The 22,794-nt window shown below is 70.0% G+C and carries 18 protein-coding genes and 1 pseudogene; 10 read left to right on the top strand and 9 right to left on the bottom strand.

All coding sequences use genetic code 11. The annotated features are described in order from the left end of the window. Positions 1-281 precede the first annotated feature (281 nt). On the top strand, positions 282-1,460 hold the full coding sequence (locus ACIRC0_RS10460) for a serine hydrolase domain-containing protein (protein ID WP_403613903.1): 1,179 nt from the start codon (positions 282-284) through the stop codon (positions 1,458-1,460). A gap of 181 nt (positions 1,461-1,641) precedes the next feature. Here ACIRC0_RS10460 and ACIRC0_RS10455 read toward each other — a convergent pair whose 3' ends face one another. Next, entirely contained in the window at positions 1,642-4,017 is a 2,376-nt protein-coding gene (locus ACIRC0_RS10455; protein WP_403613900.1) for a peptidoglycan recognition protein, read from the bottom strand. A gap of 270 nt (positions 4,018-4,287) precedes the next feature. On the opposite strand from ACIRC0_RS10455, the gene ACIRC0_RS10450 reads away from it, so the two are divergent. From ACIRC0_RS10450 to ACIRC0_RS10440, 3 genes are all read left to right on the top strand, one after another. Beyond that, positions 4,288-4,860, top strand: a complete 573-nt coding sequence (locus tag ACIRC0_RS10450) for an RNA polymerase sigma factor (RefSeq protein ID WP_403613897.1) — start codon at positions 4,288-4,290, stop codon at positions 4,858-4,860. Between the two features lie 107 nt (positions 4,861-4,967). Then, positions 4,968-5,708, top strand: a complete 741-nt coding sequence (locus ACIRC0_RS10445) for a hypothetical protein (RefSeq protein ID WP_403613895.1) — start codon at positions 4,968-4,970, stop codon at positions 5,706-5,708. A gap of 197 nt (positions 5,709-5,905) precedes the next feature. Next, positions 5,906-6,688, top strand: a complete 783-nt coding sequence (locus ACIRC0_RS10440) for a VOC family protein (protein WP_403613892.1) — start codon at positions 5,906-5,908, stop codon at positions 6,686-6,688. A 180-nt stretch (positions 6,689-6,868) separates the two neighbouring features. Here the strand turns inward: ACIRC0_RS10440 and ACIRC0_RS10435 are convergent, their stop codons facing one another. After that, positions 6,869-8,563, bottom strand: coding sequence for a trypsin-like serine peptidase (locus ACIRC0_RS10435; protein WP_403613889.1), 1,695 nt, complete (start codon positions 8,561-8,563; stop codon positions 6,869-6,871). A gap of 135 nt (positions 8,564-8,698) precedes the next feature. Here ACIRC0_RS10435 and ACIRC0_RS10430 point away from each other — a divergent pair. The 3 genes and pseudogenes from ACIRC0_RS10430 to ACIRC0_RS10420 form a co-directional block, all read left to right on the top strand. Continuing rightward, positions 8,699-9,199: pseudogene (locus ACIRC0_RS10430) on the top strand (polymorphic toxin-type HINT domain-containing protein); the annotation flags it as partial. Positions 9,200-9,208: 9 nt separating this feature from the next. Next, the gene (locus tag ACIRC0_RS10425; protein ID WP_403613886.1) at positions 9,209-9,595 is read left to right on the top strand and encodes a DUF5958 family protein; all 387 of its coding nucleotides are present in this window, start codon (positions 9,209-9,211) and stop codon (positions 9,593-9,595) included. Between the two features lie 884 nt (positions 9,596-10,479). After that, positions 10,480-12,180, top strand: a complete 1,701-nt coding sequence (locus ACIRC0_RS10420) for an RICIN domain-containing protein (RefSeq protein WP_403613884.1) — start codon at positions 10,480-10,482, stop codon at positions 12,178-12,180. 81 nt (positions 12,181-12,261) lie between these two features. On the opposite strand, the gene ACIRC0_RS10415 is transcribed toward ACIRC0_RS10420, so the two are convergent. The 4 genes from ACIRC0_RS10415 to ychF form a co-directional block, all read right to left on the bottom strand. Beyond that, positions 12,262-14,721, bottom strand: coding sequence for a non-reducing end alpha-L-arabinofuranosidase family hydrolase (locus tag ACIRC0_RS10415; RefSeq protein ID WP_403613882.1), 2,460 nt, complete (start codon positions 14,719-14,721; stop codon positions 12,262-12,264). Positions 14,722-14,851: 130 nt separating this feature from the next. Beyond that, on the bottom strand, positions 14,852-15,637 hold the full coding sequence (locus tag ACIRC0_RS10410; protein ID WP_403613880.1) for a hypothetical protein: 786 nt from the start codon (positions 15,635-15,637) through the stop codon (positions 14,852-14,854). Next, positions 15,634-16,167 (bottom strand): SigE family RNA polymerase sigma factor, encoded by a 534-nt coding sequence (locus tag ACIRC0_RS10405; RefSeq protein WP_403613877.1) that lies wholly within the window; start codon positions 16,165-16,167, stop codon positions 15,634-15,636. Before ACIRC0_RS10405 ends, ACIRC0_RS10410 begins: the two co-directional genes overlap by 4 nt. A 607-nt stretch (positions 16,168-16,774) precedes the next feature. Next, complete coding sequence (gene ychF, locus ACIRC0_RS10400; protein ID WP_403613874.1) at positions 16,775-17,863, bottom strand: redox-regulated ATPase YchF; 1,089 nt, start codon at positions 17,861-17,863, stop codon at positions 16,775-16,777. A 198-nt stretch (positions 17,864-18,061) separates the two neighbouring features. Here ychF and ACIRC0_RS10395 point away from each other — a divergent pair, with 198 nt between their 5' ends. Next, positions 18,062-18,715, top strand: coding sequence for a DUF6542 domain-containing protein (locus ACIRC0_RS10395; RefSeq protein ID WP_403613872.1), 654 nt, complete (start codon positions 18,062-18,064; stop codon positions 18,713-18,715). Between the two features lie 100 nt (positions 18,716-18,815). On the opposite strand, the gene ppgK is transcribed toward ACIRC0_RS10395, so the two are convergent. Together ppgK and ACIRC0_RS10385 are read right to left on the bottom strand one after the other, a co-directional pair. After that, positions 18,816-19,562: a polyphosphate--glucose phosphotransferase gene (gene ppgK, locus ACIRC0_RS10390; RefSeq protein WP_403613870.1), complete on the bottom strand. Its 747-nt coding sequence runs from the start codon at positions 19,560-19,562 to the stop codon at positions 18,816-18,818. An 85-nt stretch (positions 19,563-19,647) separates the two neighbouring features. Beyond that, entirely contained in the window at positions 19,648-20,652 is a 1,005-nt protein-coding gene (locus ACIRC0_RS10385) for a 4-hydroxy-3-methylbut-2-enyl diphosphate reductase (RefSeq protein WP_403613867.1), read from the bottom strand. 90 nt (positions 20,653-20,742) lie between these two features. Between ACIRC0_RS10385 and xseA the strand changes: the two genes are divergently transcribed. Together xseA and ACIRC0_RS10375 are read left to right on the top strand one after the other, a co-directional pair. Further along, on the top strand, positions 20,743-21,978 hold the full coding sequence (xseA, locus tag ACIRC0_RS10380) for an exodeoxyribonuclease VII large subunit (RefSeq protein WP_403613865.1): 1,236 nt from the start codon (positions 20,743-20,745) through the stop codon (positions 21,976-21,978). Positions 21,979-21,987: 9 nt separating this feature from the next. After that, a complete protein-coding gene (locus tag ACIRC0_RS10375; protein ID WP_403613863.1) occupies positions 21,988-22,221 on the top strand; it encodes an exodeoxyribonuclease VII small subunit in 234 nt (77 codons plus the stop codon). 30 nt (positions 22,222-22,251) lie between these two features. Here ACIRC0_RS10375 and ACIRC0_RS10370 read toward each other — a convergent pair whose 3' ends face one another. Continuing rightward, positions 22,252-22,770: a DUF4245 domain-containing protein gene (locus ACIRC0_RS10370; RefSeq protein ID WP_403613860.1), complete on the bottom strand. Its 519-nt coding sequence runs from the start codon at positions 22,768-22,770 to the stop codon at positions 22,252-22,254. Positions 22,771-22,794 lie beyond the last annotated feature (24 nt).

The following is a 22,794-nucleotide window of genomic DNA, read 5'->3' as shown; positions in this document are numbered from 1 at the left end:
GTACCCCTGCTCCTCCGCTGCTCCTCCGCGTGCACGATGCCCCTCACCACCGCCCCGGCGAAGATCACCGTGAGGATCTTTCCCGGTTCCCGCACGCAGAGAGGCTGATACAACCCATGCACTTAGCACGCCGGCACGAGCGACGCCCGGCCCCGACAAGACGGGGATGGGCCGTTGCCCTCAGCTGTGCCGTCGCCCTCGTCACCTCGGCTGCCGCGCTCCCCCAGGCACAAGCGGCCACCCGCCCGGCCACCCCCGCCTCCGCTGCCCACCGGCCGGCCATGGACCGGGCGGCCCTGGCGGACGCGCTCGAGGCCATCCACACCGCCGGCGTGTACGGCGCCTACGCGGCCGTGCGGGACGGCGGCACCACCTGGCGCGGTGCCGCCGGTGTCGCCGACCGGGACACCGGCCGTCCGGTGACGCCGGACATGGAGCAGCGGATCGGCAGCATCTCCAAGGCGATGACCGCTGTCGCCCTGCTCCAGCAGGTCGCCGCGGGCCGCCTCGACCTGGACGCGCCCGTCTCCCGGTACCTCCCCGGCCTCGTCCCCGGACAGCGTGGTGACCGGATCACCGTGCGAATGCTGCTGAACCACACCAGCGGTATCGGGGACTACGTCCTCTACGCCTTCCCGTCGTTGCAGACGCTGTCCACGAGCAGCCTGGACGAGAACCGCTTCCGGCACCTCGACCCACGGGAGCTGGTCCGGATGGGAGTGCAGGCTCCGCCGACCGGCGCTCCCGGCGAGAAGTGGTCGTACTCCAACACGAACTACATCATCGCGGGGCTGCTGCTCGGCAAGCTCACCGGCGAGAGTCCCGAGCGGTACATCACGCGCAACGTCATCCGCCGGGCAGGTCTGCGGCACACGTACTTCCCCGTCAGCCCGCGCATCACCGGCCCGCACCCGAAGCTGTACGAGTCCTTCTACGGACTGATCGATCCACCGCGCGACTACAGCGTCTACGACATGTCCTGGGCCGGAACCGCCGGCGCCGTCGTCTCCACCATGGCGGATCTCGACCGCTTCTACCGGCAGCTGCTCACCGGCCGGCTGCTCCCCGCCGCCGAACTGGCCGAGATGGAGACGACGGTCCCGATGACCGACGACCAGGGCAACGTGACGGGGCATTACGGTCTGGGCGTCAGACGGTTCGACTGGGGATGCGGCACGTTCTGGGGCCACAGCGGCGCGGTGTTCGGCGCCGAGACATGGGTGATCTCCAGCCCGGACGGCCGCCGGCAGATGGCGCTCGCCTACAACCTGTCGAAGTACGACAAGCTCGGACCGGACGGCACGGTGACCCCGAGCCCGATCGACGACGCCATCAACACGTTCATGGCGAAGGCTCTGTGCGCTCCCACCACCGGTTCCCCGGCCCTGGGGTCGGCCAGGGTGGACCTCGCCCCGGCGCATGCCTCCGAATGGCGGTCACTGCCGGCCGCGAGGCGCTGACGGCCGTAGAAGCACTGACGGCCGCAGAAGAGGGGGCTGCTCCCGGAGGGACCGGCACCGGTCGGCCGGCTGACCGCTCGGGCGCTTGCGAGGTCATGCCGGTCCCCGCACACGCCGACCGGCGCATGCGGGACCGCATGCGCCGGTCGGACGGCACGCCGCCGACGTCGGCGGCGCCGGGTTACTTGATGTAGACGAGGCCGTCGGTGGTGACGGTGGGACGGCCGCTGGTGCCGACCACCACGACCTTGACCGTGTGCTGGGCACTGCCGGTCCACGTCTTGGTCCAGATCGCCTGCCGGTAGAGGGTGGTGGAGGACTTCAGATCCACCGTGGCGACCTTGGTGCCGTCGACGTAGACGTAGGCCTGACCGGAGGTGGAGGCGCGGGAGACCACCCAGGCGGCTGAACGGCCGGTGAAGGTCCAGGCGAGGCTGGCGCCCTTGGAACCGCTGGAGTAGGACTTGCCGCCGAGGTAGCTGGTGGAGGAGCGAGTGGTCCAGCTGCCGGACTTGGTGGCGGAGCTCTCCTGGAGGATCACCGGGGTGTACGCCGGGGAGACCGTGCGGTAGTTGCCGGCGTAGTCGTAGGCACGCATCGACCAGGTCGTGGCCGTGCCGGACGTGGCGGTGCGGCTGGAGCCGGTGGTGGTCGGACCGAAGGTGGCCGTGGTCGGGGACAGCAGCTTCACGGAGCTGAGCGCGGTGTTGTCGGCGGCCTTCCAGCCGAGGGTGACCGGGACGGCGCCGGTGTTGACGGTGCCGGTGCGCAGGGAGAGCGCCGGGGTGGTGGTGAAGGTCGGCGCCGTCGTCTCCGCCACGACGTTCACCGAAGCGCTGGTGGAGGTCTTGCCGGACTGGTGGACGGCCTGTACCGCGACGGTGTGGCTGCCCAGGGGCAGGGTGGCACCGACGGAGGTGGCGGAGCCGGGGGCGGTGGCCACGGTCTTGCCGTCGACGAGCAGCTTGAAGCCCGAGATGAGCGAGGACGGCGTGGTGGCCGTCCAGTGCACGGTGATGCCGCCCTTGGTGTAGAACGTCGAGCCGGACAGGCCCGCGCCGCCGACCGAGGAGACCTTCAGGCCCTGCACCGGGCCGGACGCCCAGGCGCGGACGGTCGGCAGCTGGTTGTAGAGCGACCCGCCGGGGCACTGCGTGTTGTAGCCGTCACGGTGGCCGGAGATCCGCTGGAACGTGTACTTGCCGCCCGCGGTGAAGCTGGTGCCGAAGTAGTTCGTCTGGGTCGCGCCCGCGGTGAGCTGGACCGTCCCGGAGGGGTCGGCGCCGTACTGGCCGAGCTTCCAGGCCGCCACGCGGGCGATCGAGGCCAGCGCGGCGTTGGAGGCGCTGGTGCTGGTGTAGTCACCGAGCACCGCGATGCCCGCGGACTCCCGGTTCCAGCCGTAGGTGTGGGCACCGAGCACCGGCAGGTCGACGCCGCCCTTGCGGCCCTCGAAGATGGTGCCGCACTTGTCGACGAGGAAGTTGTAGCCGATGTCGTTCCAGTGGTTGACCTGCGTGTGGTACGCGTAGATGCCCCGCACGATCGACGCGGAGTCGGCGCAGGAGTAGTCGTTGGCCCCGTCGGTGTGGTGGACGAAGACGGCCTTGACGTCCGCGTTGTAGTCCGACGGGTCGGGGCTGAGCGACTCGTCGGCGCCCCAGTCGGCGCGCGAGGTGATCGGCGGTTCGGGCACGGTGGACGGCGGTGCGGAGGGCGTGGTGGCCGACGCGCTCGTCGTGGGCGAGGCGGACACCGAGTCGGTCGGGGTGGCCGTGGGCGCGGTGCCGGTCGGCGCCGGGGACGTGGTGGTCTGACCGTCCGTGGGCGTGGTGGTGGTGCCGTCGCCGGGTGCGGCGGAGTCCGTGGGCGTGGCCGAGTCGGTCGGGGTGGTCGAGTCGGTGGGCGTGGCCCCGGGACTCGTCTCGGCGACGAACGCGGCCGGCTCACCGGTGGTGGACCTGGTCTCGGCGTCGGTCACCACGCCCGGGTCGACCAGGTTGACCTCGAGTCCCTTGGGCAGCGGGCCGGTGGCGCCGTTCTTGCGGACGACCTGTACCTGGACGCCGTCGGAGGAGCCGACCCACAGGGCCTCGGAGGCGCCGCGCACACGGGGGCCGGGCTTCTCCAGCGGGTCGACGTTCACTTCGAGGTCGCGCCAGGCGCTCCACTCGCCGGTCTCCAGGCTGCGGGTGCGCACCTGCGCCGTGCCGTCGAGCCGCTTGGCTCCGCCCGTCCATGAGACGCCGACCATCGAGAACTGCTCGGTGTCCGTGCGCGGCAGCTCCCGCCTGCCGGCTTCGGTGCCTTTCAGCGTGAGGTCGTAGACCTTCACCGGGCGCTTGGCACGGCCCGCCGCCCCATGGTCGGAGGGGCTGGCGACGGCGTAGGTCACCACGCCCCCGCCCCCCAGGACCACGGCACCGAGCGTCAGCCACACCCGACGCTTGAGACTCAGCGGTCTGTACGCATGCGACGTACGACGACTCACGACGTATCCACCCCTCGGGCCCGGCAAAGGGCCACAGAACAAAGTCACGGAGGGCACACCCGTCACAGGGGTGACCCACCCACCCAGCGCGGCCGGGCCGGGGAACATCACAGGGAAACAGGCCGGAGTGACGCAGATCACTGCGCTCGCTTGCCTGCATGGGGTCGCCGGCGCGCTCGATCCGCACGATCGGTGTCGTCCGAATGCCGTCCGGACCGCTGTGACATTCCTGTGCGTCCCGGCGCTGATGATCATGTAGGGGTGGGCGGCGACTCGCGGCACCGCGGCGCGGTTCCACCGCCGCGTGCTCGACGAACGGGCGGACTGGGACAGGTTGTGGGCCAGGGAGGCGAGCCCCGCGGCGGGCAGCCGCGGGACGCGGAGTTGGGTGCCGCCGTCGCGCGGGCTCAGGACGGCGACGAGGCCGCCTTCGCGGTCGTGTACCGGATCGTGCAGCCCGGACTGCTGGGTCACCTGCGCGGGCTGGTCATGGACGACGCCGAGGACGTGGCGTCCGAAGCCTGGCTGGAGATCGCCCGCGACCTGGGCCGGTTCAAGGGCGACGGCGCCGGCTTCCGCGGCTGGAGCGCGACCATCGCCCGTCACCGGGCCCTGGACCACCTGCGCCGCCGTCGTAGCCGCCCCGTGCCCGCCGCGCTCGATCTGGACCTCATGGAGCTGCCGGGGCCGGACAGTGCCCATGACCAGGCGCTGGAGGCCCTCTCGACCGAACGCGCGCTGGAACTGGTGCGCAGCCTGCCCCGTGATCAGGCCGAGGCGGTGCTGCTGCGCGTCGTCGTCGGCCTCGACGGGCCGGCCGCCGCACGTGTCCTCGGCAAGCGGCCTGGCGCGGTCCGCACCGCCGCGCACCGCGGGCTGAAACGGCTGGCCCGCCGACTCGGCGCCTGAGCTGTGACAGGGAAAGGGGTCCATACGCTGAGGCAGTCGAAATGAGCAGCGACGGCGCCGAACGCGTACAACAAACGAGCAACGATCACGCAAGGACGGACACAGGCATGGGCGACCGACACAGCGACGGCGGAGCATTCGCCCGTCGACGCGCCGGCGCGGACGGCCCAGTGGCCCACACGGACAGCTCAGTGGCCCATGCGGACAGCGCGGCCGGTCTCACGGACCTGGAAGCGGCGCTCGGTCACGCGTTGCGTGCCGACGCCCTTGACACGACCGCCGAGCGGCGAGCTGTGGCCGCTTTCCGCGCCGCGCGCGAGGCAGGGCTTCACAAGGAGGCGCGGACCCGGAGGCGGGACGACTGGCGTGCGCGGCGCAGCCCTGCCGGGCCCTGGGTGAAAGCCACCGTCGCCCTCTTCGCCGCCGCCTTCACCCTGGGCGGTGTCGCGATCGCGGCGATCGGCTCCCCCGACTCCGCCGGGAGCCCGCAGGACGAGGCCCCTGGGCAGCGGCGTCCGTCACCGACGGCTTCTCAGCCCTCCAGGACGGCGCCGGAGGCGGCCGAGCCCACCATGCCTGCCACCTCGGCCCCGCAGGACCGTCCGCCCACGGCCGAGGACATCCAGGCCCGATGCCGCGCGTACGCGTCGGTGAAGGGCCGGGGCACGGCGCTGGACTCGACGGCCTGGCAGCGGTTCCTCGCAGCCGCCGGCGGAGAGGACAACGTCGCTGCCTACTGTGCCGACCAGTTGTCACAGGCGCGGACCGGCGACGCGGGCAAGCCCGGCGGTAAGCCGAACGGCAAGTCCGCCGACAAGAAACCCGGGCAGGCGGACCGCACAGGCTGAGGAAGCCGAGGAAGCCCAGGAAGCGGCGAGCGCCGCCCGAGCGAGCTGCCACATGGCTCAACCGGGAGCATCGACCGGCGATTTCCTTCCCACCCCCGGGTGAATCCCACGGGCCCGCTGGGCCTGTGCGCCGAGCCCTGTCCATGGGGTCGGCATAGTGGCGGGGGTCTCCGCACCGCACGCCCAGGAGGAAACGCATGCTCGGCACCGACTTCCGCACCGGGTCACCCAACTGGATCGACCTGGGCAGCCCGGACACGGACGCGGCTGCCGCCTTCTACGGCGCCGTCTTCGGGTGGCAGTTCGTGTCCGCCGGGCCGGAGGCGGGCGGCTACGGGTTCTTCCAGAAGGACGGGAAGACCGTCGGTGCCGTCGGGCCGCTGACCGAGGAGGGGGCCGGGTCGGCCTGGACGACGTACTTCCAGAGCGACGACATCCAGGCCACCGCCCGCGAGGTGGTCGCCGGCGGGGGCGGTGTGCGTGCCGAACCCATGGACGTCATGGGCGAGGGCTGGATGGCCCAGTTCACCGATCCGCAAGGGGCGCGGTTCGCCGTGTGGCAGCCCGGGCGGACCAAGGGCCTGGAGATGACGTCGCAGGACACCACGCTGGTGTGGGTGGAACTGCACGTGGGCGACCCGGAAGCCGCGATCCGCTTCTACCGCGCGCTGTTCGGCTGGCGTTCGCAGGAGATGCAGACGCCCGGCATGACGTACCGGGTGCTCAGCATCAAGGAAGGCGACCAGCAGGAGGGGTCCTTCGGCGGCGTGGCTCCGCTTCAGGACGAGCGGGAGGAAACGCGCTGGGTGCCGTACTTCGCCGTGGTCGACGCCGATGCCACCGTCGCGGCGGTGCAGGGCAACGGCGGGACGGTGCTCATGCCGGCCGCGGACGTGCCGGACGTCGGACGCATCGCCTGGCTGGCGGACCCGGGCCAGGCGGTGTTCGCCGTGCTGAAGCCGAACCCGCGCCAGGGCTGACCCGGCGGCGGGCACGGCGGCGGGGACCGGCCCCGAAGGGGACCGGTCCCGCCTGACCTGCGCAAGCGGCTCGGTGCGTGCCGCCCGGACCGGTGCCGCTGTCCGCGGTGACTGCACACGAGGGACAGGCGGTCCACTCGACCGGGTCGCGACACGTCGCTGCCCGCCGAAAGGCTCGTGTCAGCCCTTCGGTACGAGCTGTACCTCGTCGTGCAGGCCCTTGGCGTCCACGCCGGGGAAGTCGCTGACGTGCCCGTCGCTCCAGCGGACGAGGATGTCGTTGGCGGCGGTGTCGGCGGTGAGAGCGCCCGCGGTGACCACGGCGGCGTTGGCCCATTCCGATCTCGCGGGCCTGATCCTGGTCTCACCGGGCAGGGCCCTGCCGGTCAGCCCGGGGTAGACGGTGGCCTCACCGTCCGACCAGCGCACCAGGAGATCGTCGGTGGCGTTACCGGTGAAGGAGCCTGTGGTGAGCTGACCGGCGTAGGACCACGTCGTGTTCCTCGCGACGATCTGCCGCTTTTTCGTCAGCCTGTTGGCCGCCAGGTCACTGAAGACTGAGACGTGCCCGTCCTTCCATACGACCAGCAGGTCGCCGCGGTGACCGCCCGGTGCGAAGCGGCCGGCGGCCAGCAGCCGTGCGTCGTTCTTCCAGACGGCGGTGTTCGGCGGGGCGAGCTGCTTCTCGCCGTGGAACCCCTTGGCGTCGACAGTCGTGTACTGGGTCATCTCGCCGTCGGTCCACCGCACGACGAGCCCGTCCGTGCTGCCGCCGGCGTTGATGCTGGTGAGCGAGGCAGCCCTGGCCCAGATACTCTTCGGGGCCGCCAGCCGGTATTCGGCGGAGAACGGGTGGACGGTGTCGTCGCCGTCGCCGCCCTGGAAGAGGGTGACCTCACCGTCGTCCCAGCGGACGATCAGGTCCATGTGCCGGGTGCCGCCGGAGCCGCCCGTGTAGTAGCCGGCGGTCATCTGCACGGCGTGCTTCCAGGTGTCCCCCCTCCCCAGGGAGTAGGGCAGCGGCGGCTGCTGGTAGGTGCCGTGGTCGGTGTGGACGGCGTTCTGGGCGTCGTCGTACAGCTGGAAGAACCGGTCGCCGTACAGGGGGCTGTAGGTGATCCGGTTGTACAGCGGGTCCTTGGTGCTCACGTCCGGGCCGCCCTGCATGAAGCCGCCGACGTTGCCGATGATCTGGCCGGTGCCGCCCGACGGGTCGATCGAGGAGAACCACGGTCCGCCGGAGACCCCGCCCCACATGCCGCCGCAGTCGATCTGCATCTGGTAATAGGCGGGCAGCGCGGTCGTCCGGACCCCGGCACAACGGAACGCGCGGTCTTGCGGGTTGTGGTCGATCCTCGGGTAACCGACGACGGTCACCTGGTTGACGAACCCCGACGTCCGGGCGAGAGCGTTCGCGCCCACGACGTCCTGGACGTTCTGTCCGCCGTTGTCGGCGAGGCTCGCGAAGGCGAAGTCCAGGTCGGAGTTCCGGCTCTTGTCCGAGGCGTACTGTGCGTCGCGGAACCATTCCTTGACCGGCCACACTCCGTACGGCTGATCGGCGGCCGACTTGGTGTGGTCGTACATGGGGACGAACGCCGCCCTGTTGCCGACGCAGTGGCCGGCCGTCAGGACGAGGTTGTGCCCTGCGCTGCGCACCACACTCGCCGTGCAGTAGTGCGCCTCCATGTTCTTGTCGGTGGTGAACAGCACGCCGACGGACTTCATGCCGTCGAAGTACTGACCGCTGGTCCCGGCGGCGACCGACGACCGCTTGTGCGGTGCCGCCCAGCCCTGCGGCCGGGCGGTCCGTCCTGAGGGGTCGGTGGCCGAGGCCATGCGCTGGGATGTCCAGAACCGGATCGCGTCCTGCACCGCCCAGGCGCCGTTGTCGGCAGGCGACGACGTGAGGGTGGGGGCGGAGGTGGCGGTGGGGCCTGATGCGGCCCGTGCTGTTCCAGCTGTTCCCGCACAGCACCAGTGCCCCGCACAGCGCCGCGGCAGAACGTAGGCGCAACCCTCCGAACGGTCGACGGCAGTACCGTCACCGTCCAAGAGAACCGCTCCTTCGAGAAGACCGCCCGTACGTACAACCTCACCGTTGCCGACCTGCACACGTACTACGTGCTGGCGGGGAAGACCCCGGTCCTGGTGCACAATTCGAATGGGTGGTGTGGACCAGGATTTAGAACGGCGGCAGAGGCTGGTATCAGCCCGAATGATGCACAGCGCATTCAGAACGCTGCAGACAGGATAGGACAGCCGATCATTGCGGTGGGAAGTCGCGCGAGCGGAACCGCACACGCCGCTTCGGACTGGGACTACATCCTGTCCGGCCCGTCCAGACTCCGTAACAAAATCAAGAACTCCCTCCCGAGAGGAACCGGTGACGGTGAAGGGAGTGGGCACGGCCGGGACTTCTGGCAGACCTACAACCCGAACAGCCCCAGAAAGGATTACACAGAATTGGACAGGGAAAAGCCGTACGTGGTGTTCGAGCCCAGGGGTTAGGTGAATGAAGTGAAGACCTCAGAGCGGATCATCAACGAGGCGGCTCAGGGGATGCGCAGCCTGGACGAGGCGGTGGACTGGTTCTCGTCGCTCGATGAAGGGGAACAGAATTCCGTTCTGCGCGAGATCGTTCTTTACCTGATCCAGGTGCACGTCACTGCGGAAGACGGACGTGAAGGCCTTGCCAGATCCGGCGTCAAGGCAACCATGACCCCTGCGGTTCTCATTGTTCGGGAGCCGATTCTCGAACAAATCGGAAAGATTGCAGGCTTGCCGCCGAATGAATATCTGAAGGCCTTCCGTGTTCTACTGTCCACATTCGCGGTGGCCGACACGCGACGGAGGGATACGGAGTGTCAAGGGGCTTGTAGCCACGCTTGGCACAACTTGTCTTAGCTACGGGCGACCCCGTGTGAGACAAGGCCTGGCTCGAGTGCGGCTCACATCCCCTGGCACCACCAGGGTCATTACCGCATGCCCGGTTTTCTGGTGAGGAAAATATGGGTGTGGCCGGTTCGGGTTCACCCGAACCGGGAGTCAGCGAGTGGCTTCAGCGGTGGGCCCGGCTGCTCGCGCAACGGCGCAGCAAGAAGCCGGGCCAGCCGTTCGGGCCCCCCGCGAAGTCGCCCGCACCGAGACCGCTCATCGGACACGGGCGGCCGCAGCCCCGCTATCGGTCCACTCTGTACCCGGCCACCCCAGCGGTGGGCACGGACGCGGTCAGGGCTCGTCGGATCAGGGTCTGTCTCCCCGCACCATCCCGGCCGACTGCCTCATGGCCAACGGCGAGAGCCTGGCGCCCACGGACCGTTCCCCGCCTGGGACACCTACGGCATCGACGACACCTCGATGACCGCGCCGATCGCCTGGTCGATCACTGTGTACGAGCTGACTGTCTCCTGGAGCCGGCGACCAGCCGTTGCAGCTCGCTGTTCTTTCGTGGATGGGCGGGGGCGGCGGCGCTTTTCCTCCACGCCGTTGAGCTTCAGGGTGACCGTCCGGCCCGCAGAAAAGAAGTTCTGTGGATCTTCGCGGCAACCTTTTCGGCCTCTCTGGCCACTCAGTGGTGTCCGGCCAAGTGGTCCGGTCACATGCAACAGTTGAAAGAGAGCACAGGCATGTCCTTGGAACGAGAGCGCAGACATGTCCCCGGTCCGCCCACGTCATCGGTGGCGTCCCGCGGCGGCGGCCACCGTGCCGACGGCGGCGCGCGCGGTGGTCGTCCGAAGCATCGTGGTCGTCGGTTGCTCGCGCGTCGGGGCCTCTGGGGAGGTCTCGCCATGGTGATCGTGGCCGGCTCGGCTGTCGTGGTCAGCCAGGCTTCGGCGGACCAGAAAACCCCGGACCTGAAGAAGTGGTACGTGCTGGTCAACCGCAACAGCGGCAAGGTGCTGGACGACCGGGGCTCCGCCAAGAACGACGGCGCGGCGGTGGTGCAGTGGGCGCGCCACGGCGGGGCCAACCAGCAGTGGCGGTTCATCGACGCGGGTGACGGGTACTACCGGCTGAAGAACCGGACCTCCGGCAAGGTGCTGGACGACCTCGGCTGGTCGAAGACCGCCGGCTCCGCCATCGTGCAGTGGAAAGACCTGAACGGCACCAACCAGCAGTTCAAACTGGCCAAGTCGTCGAACGGCTACGTGCGTTTGATCAATCACTTCAGTGGCATGGCTGTCGGTGTCCGCAACGCCGCCAAGGCCGACGGGGGCAACGTCGTCCAGAACCGCGACCGGGGCGGCGCCGATCAGCAGTGGAAACTCGTCCCGGCCGGGAGTGTCGGCGGCGCCGGTACGCCCACCGCGCCGGGCAGCGGCGTTTCCGCAAGCCCGACTCCGAGCGACACGCGACCGTCGCCTTCGTCTTCACCTTCGTCTTCGTCGCCCGCGGGTGGGAGCAGTAGTTCGGCCAAGCGGTTCATGGGCAGTGGCACCGTGCTCATCGGCGGCTCGATGTCCGACGCCTCGGCGACCGCCGCGCCGTTCGACGCGCGCTACGCCTATGTGCACAGCCAGCCCGCGCCCTCGTCGGACTACTACTCGGCAGCGCGCTGCAAGGACGCGTGGTCGGGTTGGTGGGGCTGCTGGAACGGCAGCACCACGGCGCCCGGCACTTACGTGACCTGGCGGGACGACGTGGCGGCCCACGCGACGTACAAGGGCAGCTCGCGTCCGCAGAAGATGCTCTGGACCTGGTACTCGTTGCGCGACCTCGGGGATGCGGCAGGTGAGGGCGACGGTCCGGGCGAGGTCAGGGCCATCAACAGGCGTGACCTGCTCACCCGGTACCTGAACGACTACCGTTTCTTCCTCCAGAAGATCGGCACGTCGCACGACATGATCGACCTCGAGCCCGACTTCTGGGGCTTCGCCCGGTCGCTCGGCAATCTGCACCAGGTTCCCGCGCAGGTCTCGGCCGCCAATCCGACGGATTGCGGATCGCAGGAGAACAGCGCCGCCGGACTCGCCCAGTGCTTGATTCAGATGACGCGCAAGTACGCGCCGAACGCCGGCGTGGGGCTGCACCTCTCCTGCTTCGACTGGGAGAGCAACCTCCAGAAGTGCGTCAAGGACTACACGGACCTCGGGGCACGGAACGCCGACTTCCTGGTCAGCGATGTGTCGGACCGCGACGCGGGCTGGTACGCGCAGCCGGCCCACGGCGGCCTTGACAAGTTCTGGACCGACCAGAAGGCCGCCGCCGCGCTGAGGTTCTACAAGACGATGGCCGAGTCCGTCGGCAAGCCGGTGGTCCTGTGGCAGATCCCCGTGGGCAACATGGCGCAGAACAACACCCGCAACCACTACAAGGACGACAAGGTGGACTGGTTCTTCGCCCACATGGACCAGGTCGCGAACGCCCACGTCGCCGGCCTGTTCTTCGGTCCGGGACAGGACGAACAGACCACGGTCGAGTCCGATGGCCGAAACCTGATCAACAAGACGATCGCCTATCACAACTCGGGCGGTACACCGCTCAAGTAGCGGTGAGTAGATGACAGATAGCGAAAGGCGCCCCCATCTCTTCGATGGGGGCGCCTTTCGTCATCCTCGGCGGGCTGAGGGTCAGCGCTTCAGGGTGAGGATGCCGGGGCGGTACGGCAGGTTGTCGTACGAGGTGTTCGGCGGGGTGTTGGGGGACTTGCCCTGGTAGAGGAACTGCAGGTTGCAGGGGTCGATGGTCATGGTCTGGTCGGGGTTGGTGCGGACCAGGTCGCCGTGGCTGATGTCGTTGGTCCAGGTGGCGCCGCTGTTGGCCTTGCCGGCGAAGGGGCTGGACTCGGTGGCGGCCTGCGGGGTCCACGGACCGTTCAGGCTGGTGGCGGTGAAGGAGCGGAAGTAGCGCTGCTCGCTCGCCCCGCGAGCCTCGACGATCATGAGGTACTGGTTCTGGCCCTGGACCTTGTAGACCTGCGGCGCCTCGAAGAGGTTCTTCTCCGTGTCGCTCATGACGGTCGTGTAGGACGAGCCGAAGCTGCCGGGGAAGTTGCCGATCGGCATGGTCGACTTGTAGATCTTGCCGTTGTCACCGGCGAAGAACAGGTGGATGTTCTGGTCGTCGGCGATCAGGGTCTGGTCGATCGGGCCGGTGGCGGAGTCGATGCGGGGGATGCTGCCGGTGAACAGCGGCTGCGGCGCGGACCAGCCGTTGGGGTCGGTGGGGTCGCTGGAGGTGCGGTAGCTGAAGGGCCACGGACCCCACTGGTACGCCAGCACCCAGATCTTCTTGGGCGCGAAGTAGAACAGCGTGGGCGCCACCGCCTTCTGGTTCATGCCGGTCTGGCGGGCCGACGCCATGTCCGACCAGTTCGTGAAGGGGCTGAACGCCATCGAGCCGTAGGCCGATCCCGAGTAGTTCGACCCGTAGACCAGGTGCTTGCCGTTGTAGGTCACGGCGGTGAAGTCCTTCAGCGAGGCCCACCCGTTCGCCGGCTGCGCCAGTGCGGCCGTCGAGGTCCACCGGTAGGTCGAGGGAAGAGCACAGGTGTCGCTCTTCGGCGCCGCGGTCGGCTGGAAGGTCCAGCGCTGGTTGGCGCCGCTGCCGTTGGTGTCCCAGATCTGGACGGGAGTGCCGTTGGCGGTCCGACCGCCGGGGATCTCCAGCGCCCGGCCGCTGGCGACGTTGGTCAGCGTGTAGGAGCCGTCGCTATTCCGGTGGGCCTTCCAGTGCTGGTGGGCGCCGCCGTTGGCGTCCCAGACCGTCATCCTCGTCCCGTTGGCCGTCCGGTTGGCCGGCTCGTCCAGTACCCGGCCGCTGGCGACGTTGGTCAGGGTGTAGGAGCCGTCGCTGTTCCGGTTGGCCCGCCACTGCTGGTTGGAGGCGCCGCTGGCGTCCCACACCTGCAGCGGGGTGCCGTTGGCGTTCTGTCCCGCAGGCTCGTCGAGAACGCGCCCGGCGGCCGCGTTGGAGAGCGTGTAGACGGTGCCGGAGGTGATGCCCCCGGCCTGCGTGCCGCCGCTGCTGCCGCCGCTGCCGGTGCTGCCCAGGGCGGTGAGCACGGCGCTGTAGGCGGGCTTCTTGTTGCCGCCCGCGTCGAACAGCAGCGCGTTCTCACCGGTGCGCCAGGAGTCGCTGTCGCGGATGCCCCACACCGTGATGCCCGTGCAGCGCGCGACGTTCATGCACGCCTTGACGGCGTTGGTGTAGGCGGTGGCGGACGCCTGAGCGATGTCGAGCTCGGTGATCTGCACGTCCACGCCGAGCGCGGCGAAATTGGACAGGGTGGTCTGGAAGCTGGCCGGCGGGCCGCTGCTTGCGAAGTGGCTCTGGAAGCCGACGCAGTCGATGGGCACACCGCGGGACTTGAAGTCCTTGACCATCTTGTAGACGCCCTGGGTCTTGGCGTCGGACCAGTTCTCGATGTTGTAGTCGTTGTAGCAGAGCTTGGCGGCGGGGTCGGCGGTCCGGGCGGTGCGGAAGGCCTCCTCGATGAAGCCGTCGCCCAGCACGTCCTGGAACACGGAGCTGCGGTGCCGGCCGCTGCCGCCGTCGGCGAAGGCCTCGTTGACCACGTCCCAGGCGTAGATCTTGCCCTTGTAGTGGGTCATTTCGGTGGTGATGTGGTTCTTCATCACCGTGCGCAGGGTGGCCGCGTCGGTGATGGACTTGACCCAGCCGGGCAGTTGGGAGTGCCACACCAGGGTGTGGCCGCGCAGGCGCTGGCCGTGCGCGGAGGCGTGGCTGACGATCGAGTCGGCGGCGGCGAAGGTGAAGTGGCCGCGGGAGGGTTCGATGGCGTCCCACTTCATCTCGTTCTCCGGGGTGATCATCTTGAATTCCCGGTCGAGAAGGGCGGAGTACGTGGAGTCGCCGAGCTTGCCCGCGGCCACTGCCGTGCCGAAGTAACGGCCGCTGCCGGCCGCCGCGTCGGCGGCCGTGGCCGGTGCGGCGGCCTCCGGCGTGCGTGCGGCCAGGGCGACCAGGGGTACGGCAGCACCCGCGGCGGCGAGGACCACGGAGGCGGCGATCACGCGGCGGGTCGCCGGACGGCGACGATGAGAGCGGTTCTGATCTGACAACGGCATGTCCTTCTGGCACAGCGGGCCTTGATCCGGCCCCGGATGCCTGTCAGTTGCCGGCGACGCACACAAAGGTTGCCGCGATCAAGGGAAGCACTTTCGCGGCCGCCGCCGTCGCCATGCCGCACAGCGGCGTTCACCGGGTCGGGACGAACCCTCCCCGGACCGACGCGGAGCCGCCCGAGCCCTGTGCGTCGACGCGGTAGCCGTCGCCCGCGGCACTGCGCACGCCGGGGCCGTTGTTGAACTGCGCGGCGAACTCATGGCTCCCGGCCGGCACGGTCAGGCCCGGCTTGAGGACCCAGCGGTAGACCAGCGCGCCGCCGGCCTCCTGGACGGTGACGGTGAAGTCACCGTTCGGCAGGGTCTGCCAGGTGCCGGTGTTCTTCGCCCCGCCGGTCTGCACGATCCGGATCTCGACCGTGAGCGAGGTGAGCGGCTGGGTCGTCTTGAGGACGAGGTTGCTCTGCGTCCAGTAGACGGTGCTCTTCGGATCCAGCGAGCCGGCCGACCACAGCGGCCCGTTCTGGTTCTCGCCGCCGGTCGGCGAGGGACTGGTGGCCGACGGAGTCGGGCGCGAGCTGCCCGGGGTGGTGACCGGGGGCGGCGCGACAGGGGTGGGGCGGGCCGATGTCGGGGGCGGGGAGCTGACGGTCGGGGACGGGGTGGCAGGCGTGGTCACGGTGGGCGGCGACGACGGGGTCGCGACGATGGCGGCGACGGCGAGGCCGCCGGTCGTCAGGATGCCGCCGGCGGCGAGCCCGGCGAGGGCGACCCTGGTCCCGGACCTCGCGAACGGTCGCGCGCGGTGACGGACGGCGGGGCCGGCCATGCCGCGTTCCACCCGGGCCAGCATCCGCGCGCGGTCGGGCTGGTGGGCCTCGGCGGCCTCGCGCAGCCGACGGTCGATGTCCTCGTTCACCGGTTCGTCCTCCTCCCTGGCACCAGGTCCCCGGCCGCGTGTGCGCCCAGTAGCTTTTCCAGCTCGGCCATTCCCTTCGAGGTCTGGCTCTTCACCGTTCCGACCGATATGCCCAGCGCCGCCGCCGTGTCCTTCTCCGACAGGTCGAGGGCGTGCCGCAGCACCACGCAGGCACGCTTGCGGAACGGCAGCCGGGCGAGCGCCTCGCGGACGTCCAGCACGGCCGTCATGTCCGGCCCCTCCACCTTCTCAGGGCTGCGGGACCAGAACAGCGTGATCCGGCGTCGCTCCCGCACCGTGCTGCGGATCCGTCCCCGCGCCAGGTTGGCCACCACACCACGGGCGTAGGCGAGCGGGTGGTCGGCCTGCCGCAACCGGTCCCAGCGCTGCCACAGGGCGACCAGGGCATCCGCCGCGAGGTCGTCCGCCGCGTCGCTCTCGCCGGTCAGGAGGTGTGCCAGACGGGCGAGCTCGGCATAGTGGCGTTCGAAGAATTCGTGGAACTCCGCGGACGCGTCATCGAGGACCATCCCCCGGTCGCCCTCTCCTTGCCATGATGTGCGCGTTAGTTGTGCGTTCAACAACGGGAGCGCAGCCTAACAGTGCCCAGCCCGGGATTCGAACGGCGGTCGTGCTCGGTTGCGGGGCGGTGAAGGCTGACCGGCGGGCTGGTCAATGCCGGGCGAACCGGACGCCGGTCGGCTGCGCGACGTCCGGCTGCACGGCGGTGCCGTGACCGGTCCGCGCCTGCGCCACGGTTGCGGCGCGGCGTGCTTCGTTGCCCTCATGCCCGTCCATCCGGTAGTTCGACTCGGCCTTCCGGCTCCCAGTTGCCGCAGAGGACGAGAAGGTTGCCGCCCCGACGCAGTTTTCTCGGCGACCAGTGCACGGCACGCAAGGCTGCGTGTCCGCGCCGTAGGGACCCCGCGCGCGGCGGCTCAGGTCGGGCGGGGCTCGCGCTCCGACTTCGCCCCGACCGTGTCGATAACCGCTTGGACGGCCGTCACGAAGTCCTGGGGGTCGTCCAGGCCCACGAACTGTGGTGCAACCCGAAAATCCAGGGGCCTGGCCCCGAAGAGCCAGACCCCATTTGACCTGCATGTTTGTCAGATCACCGAAGTGGTGCTCGAGCACCCGCTAGACATTGAAGCGGAACTCCACCACGTCCCCGTCCTGCATCACGTAGTCCTTGCCCTCCATGCGCGCCTTGCCCTTGGCGCGGGCCTCCGCCACCGAGCCGGTCTCCACCAGGTCCTCGAAGGAGATGACCTCCGCCTTGATGAAGCCCTTCTGGAAGTCGGTGTGGATGACGCCGGCCGCCTCGGGGGCCGTGGCGCCCTTCTTGATCGTCCAGGCGCGGGACTCCTTCGGGCCGGCCGTGAGGTAGGTCTGCAGGCCCAGGGTGTCGAAGCCGACGCGGGCCAGGGTGGCGAGGCCCGGCTCGTGCTGGCCGACCGACTCGAGGAGTTCGAGGGCCTCGTCCTCGTCGAGCTCGGCGAGGTCCGCCTCCAGCTTGGCGTTGAGGAAGATCGCCTCCGCGGGGGCGACCAGCGCACGCTGCTCGTCCTTGAAGGCGTCGTCCACCAGCTCGTCCTCGTCGACGTTGAAGACGTACAGGAACGGCTTGGTGGTGAGCAGGTGCAGGTCGTGCAGGAGCTCGGCGCGCTCGCTGCCCTGGACGATCCCGTGCGCGAAGAGCGTGTCGCCCTTCTCCAGGATCTCCTTGGCCTCCTCGACGGCCTTCACCTTCGGGGCGACGTCCTTCTTGATCCGCGATTCCTTCTGCAGGCGCGGCAGGACCTTCTCGATCGTCTGCAGGTCCGCGAGGATCAGCTCGGTGTTGATCGTCTCGATGTCGTCCTTCGGCGAGACCTTGCCGTCCACGTGCACGACGTTCTCGTCCTTGAAGGCGCGGATGACCTGGCAGATCGCGTCCGACTCGCGGATGTTCGCGAGGAACTTGTTGCCCAGGCCCTCGCCCTCGCTCGCACCGCGCACGATGCCCGCGATGTCGACGAAGTCCACGGTCGCCGGGAGGATCCGCTCCGACTTGAAGATCTCGGCCAGCTTGGCGAGACGGGCGTCGGGGACGCCGACGACACCCACGTTCGGCTCGATCGTGGCGAACGGGTAGTTGGCCGCGAGCACGTCGTTCTTGGTCAGGGCGTTGAACAGGGTCGACTTGCCGACATTGGGCAGACCGACGATTCCGATCGTGAGCGACACGTTGCGACTTCCCGTACGTGAGGTTGGAGGACTGGACTGGGCTGCGGGCCCGGGTCCGTCAGGAGAGTGTGCGGGCCGATCCACCAGTCTACGGCGTACCGGGACGCGCTCCGGCGACGTATCGAACGCTTGGACAAGCTCTCGCCAACGTCGTGTGTCATACGCCATTCCGCACATAAACCGACCTAAGTTGGTCCAGTGGAGCAACACAGGACGCGACCCCCGCAACACGGACCGCGACGCGGTGCCCCCCTTCCCCCGCAGGGCCGCCGCAGCGCCGCCGCGCCCGTACGGTCCGGCGCGGCCGCACGGCCTCCCCGGCCCGGCGGTCCCGGCCGGCCCGAGGTGGGCGACGGGGCCGGCTGGGCACGGCCGGCGGGCCAGGGCAACAGTGGTGCGCAGCGGCGCCCGGCGGCTCGGGTGCGGAACGCTCCCCCGCTCGACCAGGCGGCACGGCGGCTGCCCGGCCCCCGGCTCACCGGGCTCGGCGGCGGACTGTTCTGCGGCGCCGTGATGCTGGTGCTGGGGTGTCTCGACCAGCTGCTGTTCGGGGCGTCCCTCACGGTCTACGGCGTGCTGTTCCTGCCGGTGGCCGCACTGACCGCGCTGTGGGTGCGGCGCGGGGACCTGGTGACCGCGCCGGTGGTCGTGCCCATCGCGTTCGCCGCCGGGCTGCTGGTCGTGGCCGACAGCGACGGCGGGGTCGCCGGACGCCTGGTCGGGCTGGTCACCGCGCTCGCCACGCAGGCCGGCTGGCTGTACGGCGGCACGCTGATCGCGGGCGTCATCACGACCGTGCGCAAGGTGCGGATGCTGCGTCGCAAGGTGGCGGCGCGCCGTCGGAGCGGTTGACGTCGCGGGACGCCCGCCCTCACCGAGCGTCCCGCTCCCCATCTGCTTCTGTTCCCCAGCCTGCTTCTGACCGGGTACCCGCTTGTCCCGGTACCGGCTGCTATCCCTGCTTCGCCGCCCTCATCGCCGCGCCCACGATCCCCGCGTTGTTCTGGAGCTGGGCCGGGACGATCTCCGCCTCGATGCCCTCGATGAGCGGCAGGAACTTCTCGGACTTGCGGCTGACGCCGCCGCCGATGATGAACAGCTCCGGCGAGAACAGCATCTCCAGGTGGGCGAGGTACTTGCGCACCCGGCGGGCCCAGTGCTCCCACGTCAGATCGTTGTCGTCCTTGGCCTTGGAGGACGCGCGCTTCTCCGCCTCGTGCCCGCCCAGCTCCAGGTGGCCGAACTCCGTGTTCGGCACAAGGACGCCGTCGGTGAAGAGGGCGCTGCCGATGCCCGTACCGAACGTCAGGACGATGACCGTGCCCGAGCGGCCGCGGCCCGCGCCGAACTGCATCTCGGCCACGCCCGCCGCGTCCGCGTCGTTCACCACGGTCACCGGGAGCCCGCCCAGGCGCTCGCCGAACAGGGCGCGCGCGTCCGTGTCGATCCAGCTCTTGTCCACGTTCGCCGCCGAACGGATCATGGCGCCGCCCGTCACCACGCCGGGGAACGTGAGGCCGACCGGCCCGGTCCACCCGAAGTGGTCGACGACCTCCTTCACGCCGTCCGCGACTCCGTCGGGCGTCGCCGGGTGAGGAGTGAGCACCTTGAAGCGCTCCTGAGCCAGGTCGCCCCGCTCCAGGTCCACGGGAGCACCCTTGATCCCGGATCCGCCGATGTCCACACCGAAGATCTGCATGGGCACCACGGTACGTCGTGGCGCCGGCCGTCACGCCACGGCATCCTGCGCGAGGCCTCCCGCGCCGTCACTCCCGCCGGGTGCGCTACTTCTCGCCGGTGCGCTCGGCCACCAGCGCCGCCGCCTCCTCGCGCAGGTCACGGCGGAGTTCCTTGGGCAGCGAGAAGGTGATGGACTCCTCGGCCGCCTTGACGATCTCGACGTCCTCGAAGCCGCGCTGGGCGAGCCACTCGAGCACCTGTTCCACCAGGACCTCCGGCACGGAGGCACCCGAGGTCACGCCGATCGTCGACACACCCTGGAGCCAGGACTCGTCGATCTCGTCGGCGAAGTCCACCAGATACGCCTCGCGCGCGCCCGCGAGCTTGGCGACCTCGACCAGCCGCTTGGAGTTGGAGGAGTTGCGGGAGCCGACCACGATCACCAGGTCCGCCTCGGCGCCCATCTGCTTGACCGCGAGCTGGCGGTTCTGGGTGGCGTAGCAGATGTCGTCGCTGGGCGGGGAGACCAGCTGCGGGAACTTCCCCTTGAGCGCGTCGACCGTCTCCATGGTCTCGTCGACCGACAGGGTGGTCTGGGACAGCCAGACGACCTTCGACGGGTCGCGCACCTCGACCTTCGCGACGTCCTCGGGGCCGTCGACGAGCTGGATGTGGTCGGGGGCCTCGCCGGACGTGCCGATGACCTCTTCGTGGCCCTCGTGCCCGATCAGGAGGATGTCGAAGTCCTCGTTGGCGTACCGGATCGCTTCCTTGTGGACCTTGGTGACCAGCGGGCAGGTGGCGTCGATGGTGGCGAGCCGGCCCTGCCTGGCCTCCTCGTGGACGGTGGGCGCCACGCCGTGCGCGGAGAACATGACGATGTTCCCCGGGGGCACCTCCTCCGTCCGCTCCACGAAGATCGCGCCCTTCTTCTCCAGGGTCTGCACGACGTACTTGTTGTGGACGATCTCGTGGCGGACGTAGATCGGCGCCCCGTACTGCTCGAGGGCCTTCTCGACGGCGATCACTGCACGGTCGACACCCGCGCAGTAACCCCGGGGGGCGGCGAGCAGAACACGGCGGCCAGACGAAGCAGTCATGCGATCCATCGTAAGGCCGGGCCCGGAGTCGTAGATCGCCCCCGTGGGGAGAGGTTGTGCCGGGCGGCGTTGTCGGTCCCGGCCACTACGCTCGGGCGCATGGCTGTCAACACGTCCGCGGAGAACCCCCTGCCCGTCGGTGAGGTGTCACGGCTCATCGGGGGGTGGATCGACCGGCTCGGGGCCGTGTGGGTCGAGGGGCAGATCACGCAGTTGTCGCGACGGCCCGGCGCCGGGGTCGTCTTCCTGACGCTGCGCGACCCGTCGTACGACATCTCCGTCGGCGTCACCTGCTACCGCCAGGTGTTCGACTCCGTGGCCGACGTCGTGAGCGAGGGCGCCCGTGTCGTCGTCCTCGCCAAGCCCGAGTGGTACGCCCCGAGGGGACAGCTGTCGCTGCGGGCGGCCGAGATACGGCCCGTGGGCGTCGGGGAACTGCTCGCGCGGCTGGAACAGCTGAAGAAGGCGCTCGCCGCCGAGGGCCTGTTCGCGCCCGAGCGCAAGAAGCCGCTGCCGTTCCTGCCTCAGCTCATCGGGCTGGTGTGCGGCCGGGCTTCGGCGGCCGAGCGCGACGTGCTGGAGAACGCGCGGCACCGCTGGCCCGCCGTCCGCTTCGAGGTGCGCAACGTCGCCGTGCAGGGCGTGCACGCCGTACCGCAGGTGGTGCAGGCCGTGAAGGAGCTGGACGCGCTGGACGAGGTGGACGTGATCATCGTGGCGCGCGGCGGCGGCAGCGTGGAGGACCTGCTGCCGTTCTCGGACGAGCAGCTCGTCCGGGCGGTGGCCGGCTGCCGTACGCCTGTGGTGTCCGCCATCGGGCACGAACCGGACAACCCGCTGCTCGACCACGTCGCCGACCTGCGCGCCTCCACCCCGACCGACGCGGCCAAGAAGGTCGTCCCGGACGTCGGGGAGGAGCTGGAGCGGGTACGGCAGCTGCGGGACCGGGCACGGCGGTGCGCACAGGCGTTCGTCGAGCGTGAGGAGCGCGGGCTGGCGCACGCGCTGGCGCGGCCCTGCATGCAGGACCCGCACCGAATGGTCGACGAGCGGGCCGACCAGGTCACCGCGCTGGTCGACCGCGCCCGGCGCACCCTCGGGCATCTGCTCGACCGCGCCGATTCGGAGCTTGCGCACACGCACGCGCGCGTGGTGGCGCTGTCCCCGGCCGCGACGCTGCGGCGGGGGTACGCGGTGCTGCAGAAGGCCGACGGGCACGTGGTCCGCGCACCGGACGAGGTGACGGCGGGCGAGGCGCTGCGGGCGCGGGTCGCCGCGGGCGAGTTCACGGTACGGGCCGACGGCGAGGGTTCCGTCGGCAACCAGGGATCTTAGGGTGGGCGCATGACCAGCAGGACGGACGAGGCACTCGGCTACGAGCAGGCGCGGGACGAGTTGATCGAGGTGGTGCGGCGCCTGGAGGCCGGGGGCACCACGCTCGAGGAGTCCCTGGCGCTGTGGGAGCGGGGCGAGGAGCTGGCCAAGGTGTGCCGGACGTGGCTGGAGGGCGCCCGCAGGCGGCTCGACGCGGCCCTGGCCGAGGAGGAGGAGGGCGAGGGCCCGGAAGGGGCCGGGTGACCGGGCGGCGCCGCCCGGCGTCCCGTGCCGTCAGCCGGTCTTCAGCGCCTCGGCCATCTTCGTCAGCTGCGCGAACGACGCGGTGCCCGTCACCACGGTCGTGGCGCCCTTGCCCTTGAGCACGAGCGCGTCGTAGCGGCCGCCGGTGTAGCGCTGCCAGGTCTGGCCGCCGATGCGCTGGGTGCCCTTGGTCTCCTGTGCGCCCTGGCTGGCCTCGTCGACGAACGTGGACGCCCTCTCGGTGGACTGCTCGACCGCCACGTACTGTCCCTCGGGGTCCTGGAAGCCGAGGTGCCAGGCGTCGAAGGGTTCGTCCTGGAACCGCACCGAGGTGGCCTTCCAGGTGTCGGGCAGGCCTTCGGGCGCCGCGACCGGGTAGCTCGCGGCCCGGCGCGCGGTGAGCAGCTCGACGCGGTAGTCCACGCGCTTGAGGTCGGGGGCGTGGTCGTCATGGGGGATGAAGAGATAGATGACGCCCGCCATCACCCCGACGAGGGCCAGGGAGAGGATCATGTCCCGGACCGTCTGCTTGCCTTTCATACCTGCCACGCCCCTATCGTCGCAGGTGCCTGG

Origin of the sequence: Streptomyces sp. NPDC093984 (assembly GCF_044764595.1) — a bacterium.
Taxonomy (GTDB): domain Bacteria; phylum Actinomycetota; class Actinomycetes; order Streptomycetales; family Streptomycetaceae; genus Streptomyces; species Streptomyces cynarae.
Note: the sequence above shows the minus strand (reverse complement) of the source record. Positions and strands in the feature narration are given on the sequence as shown.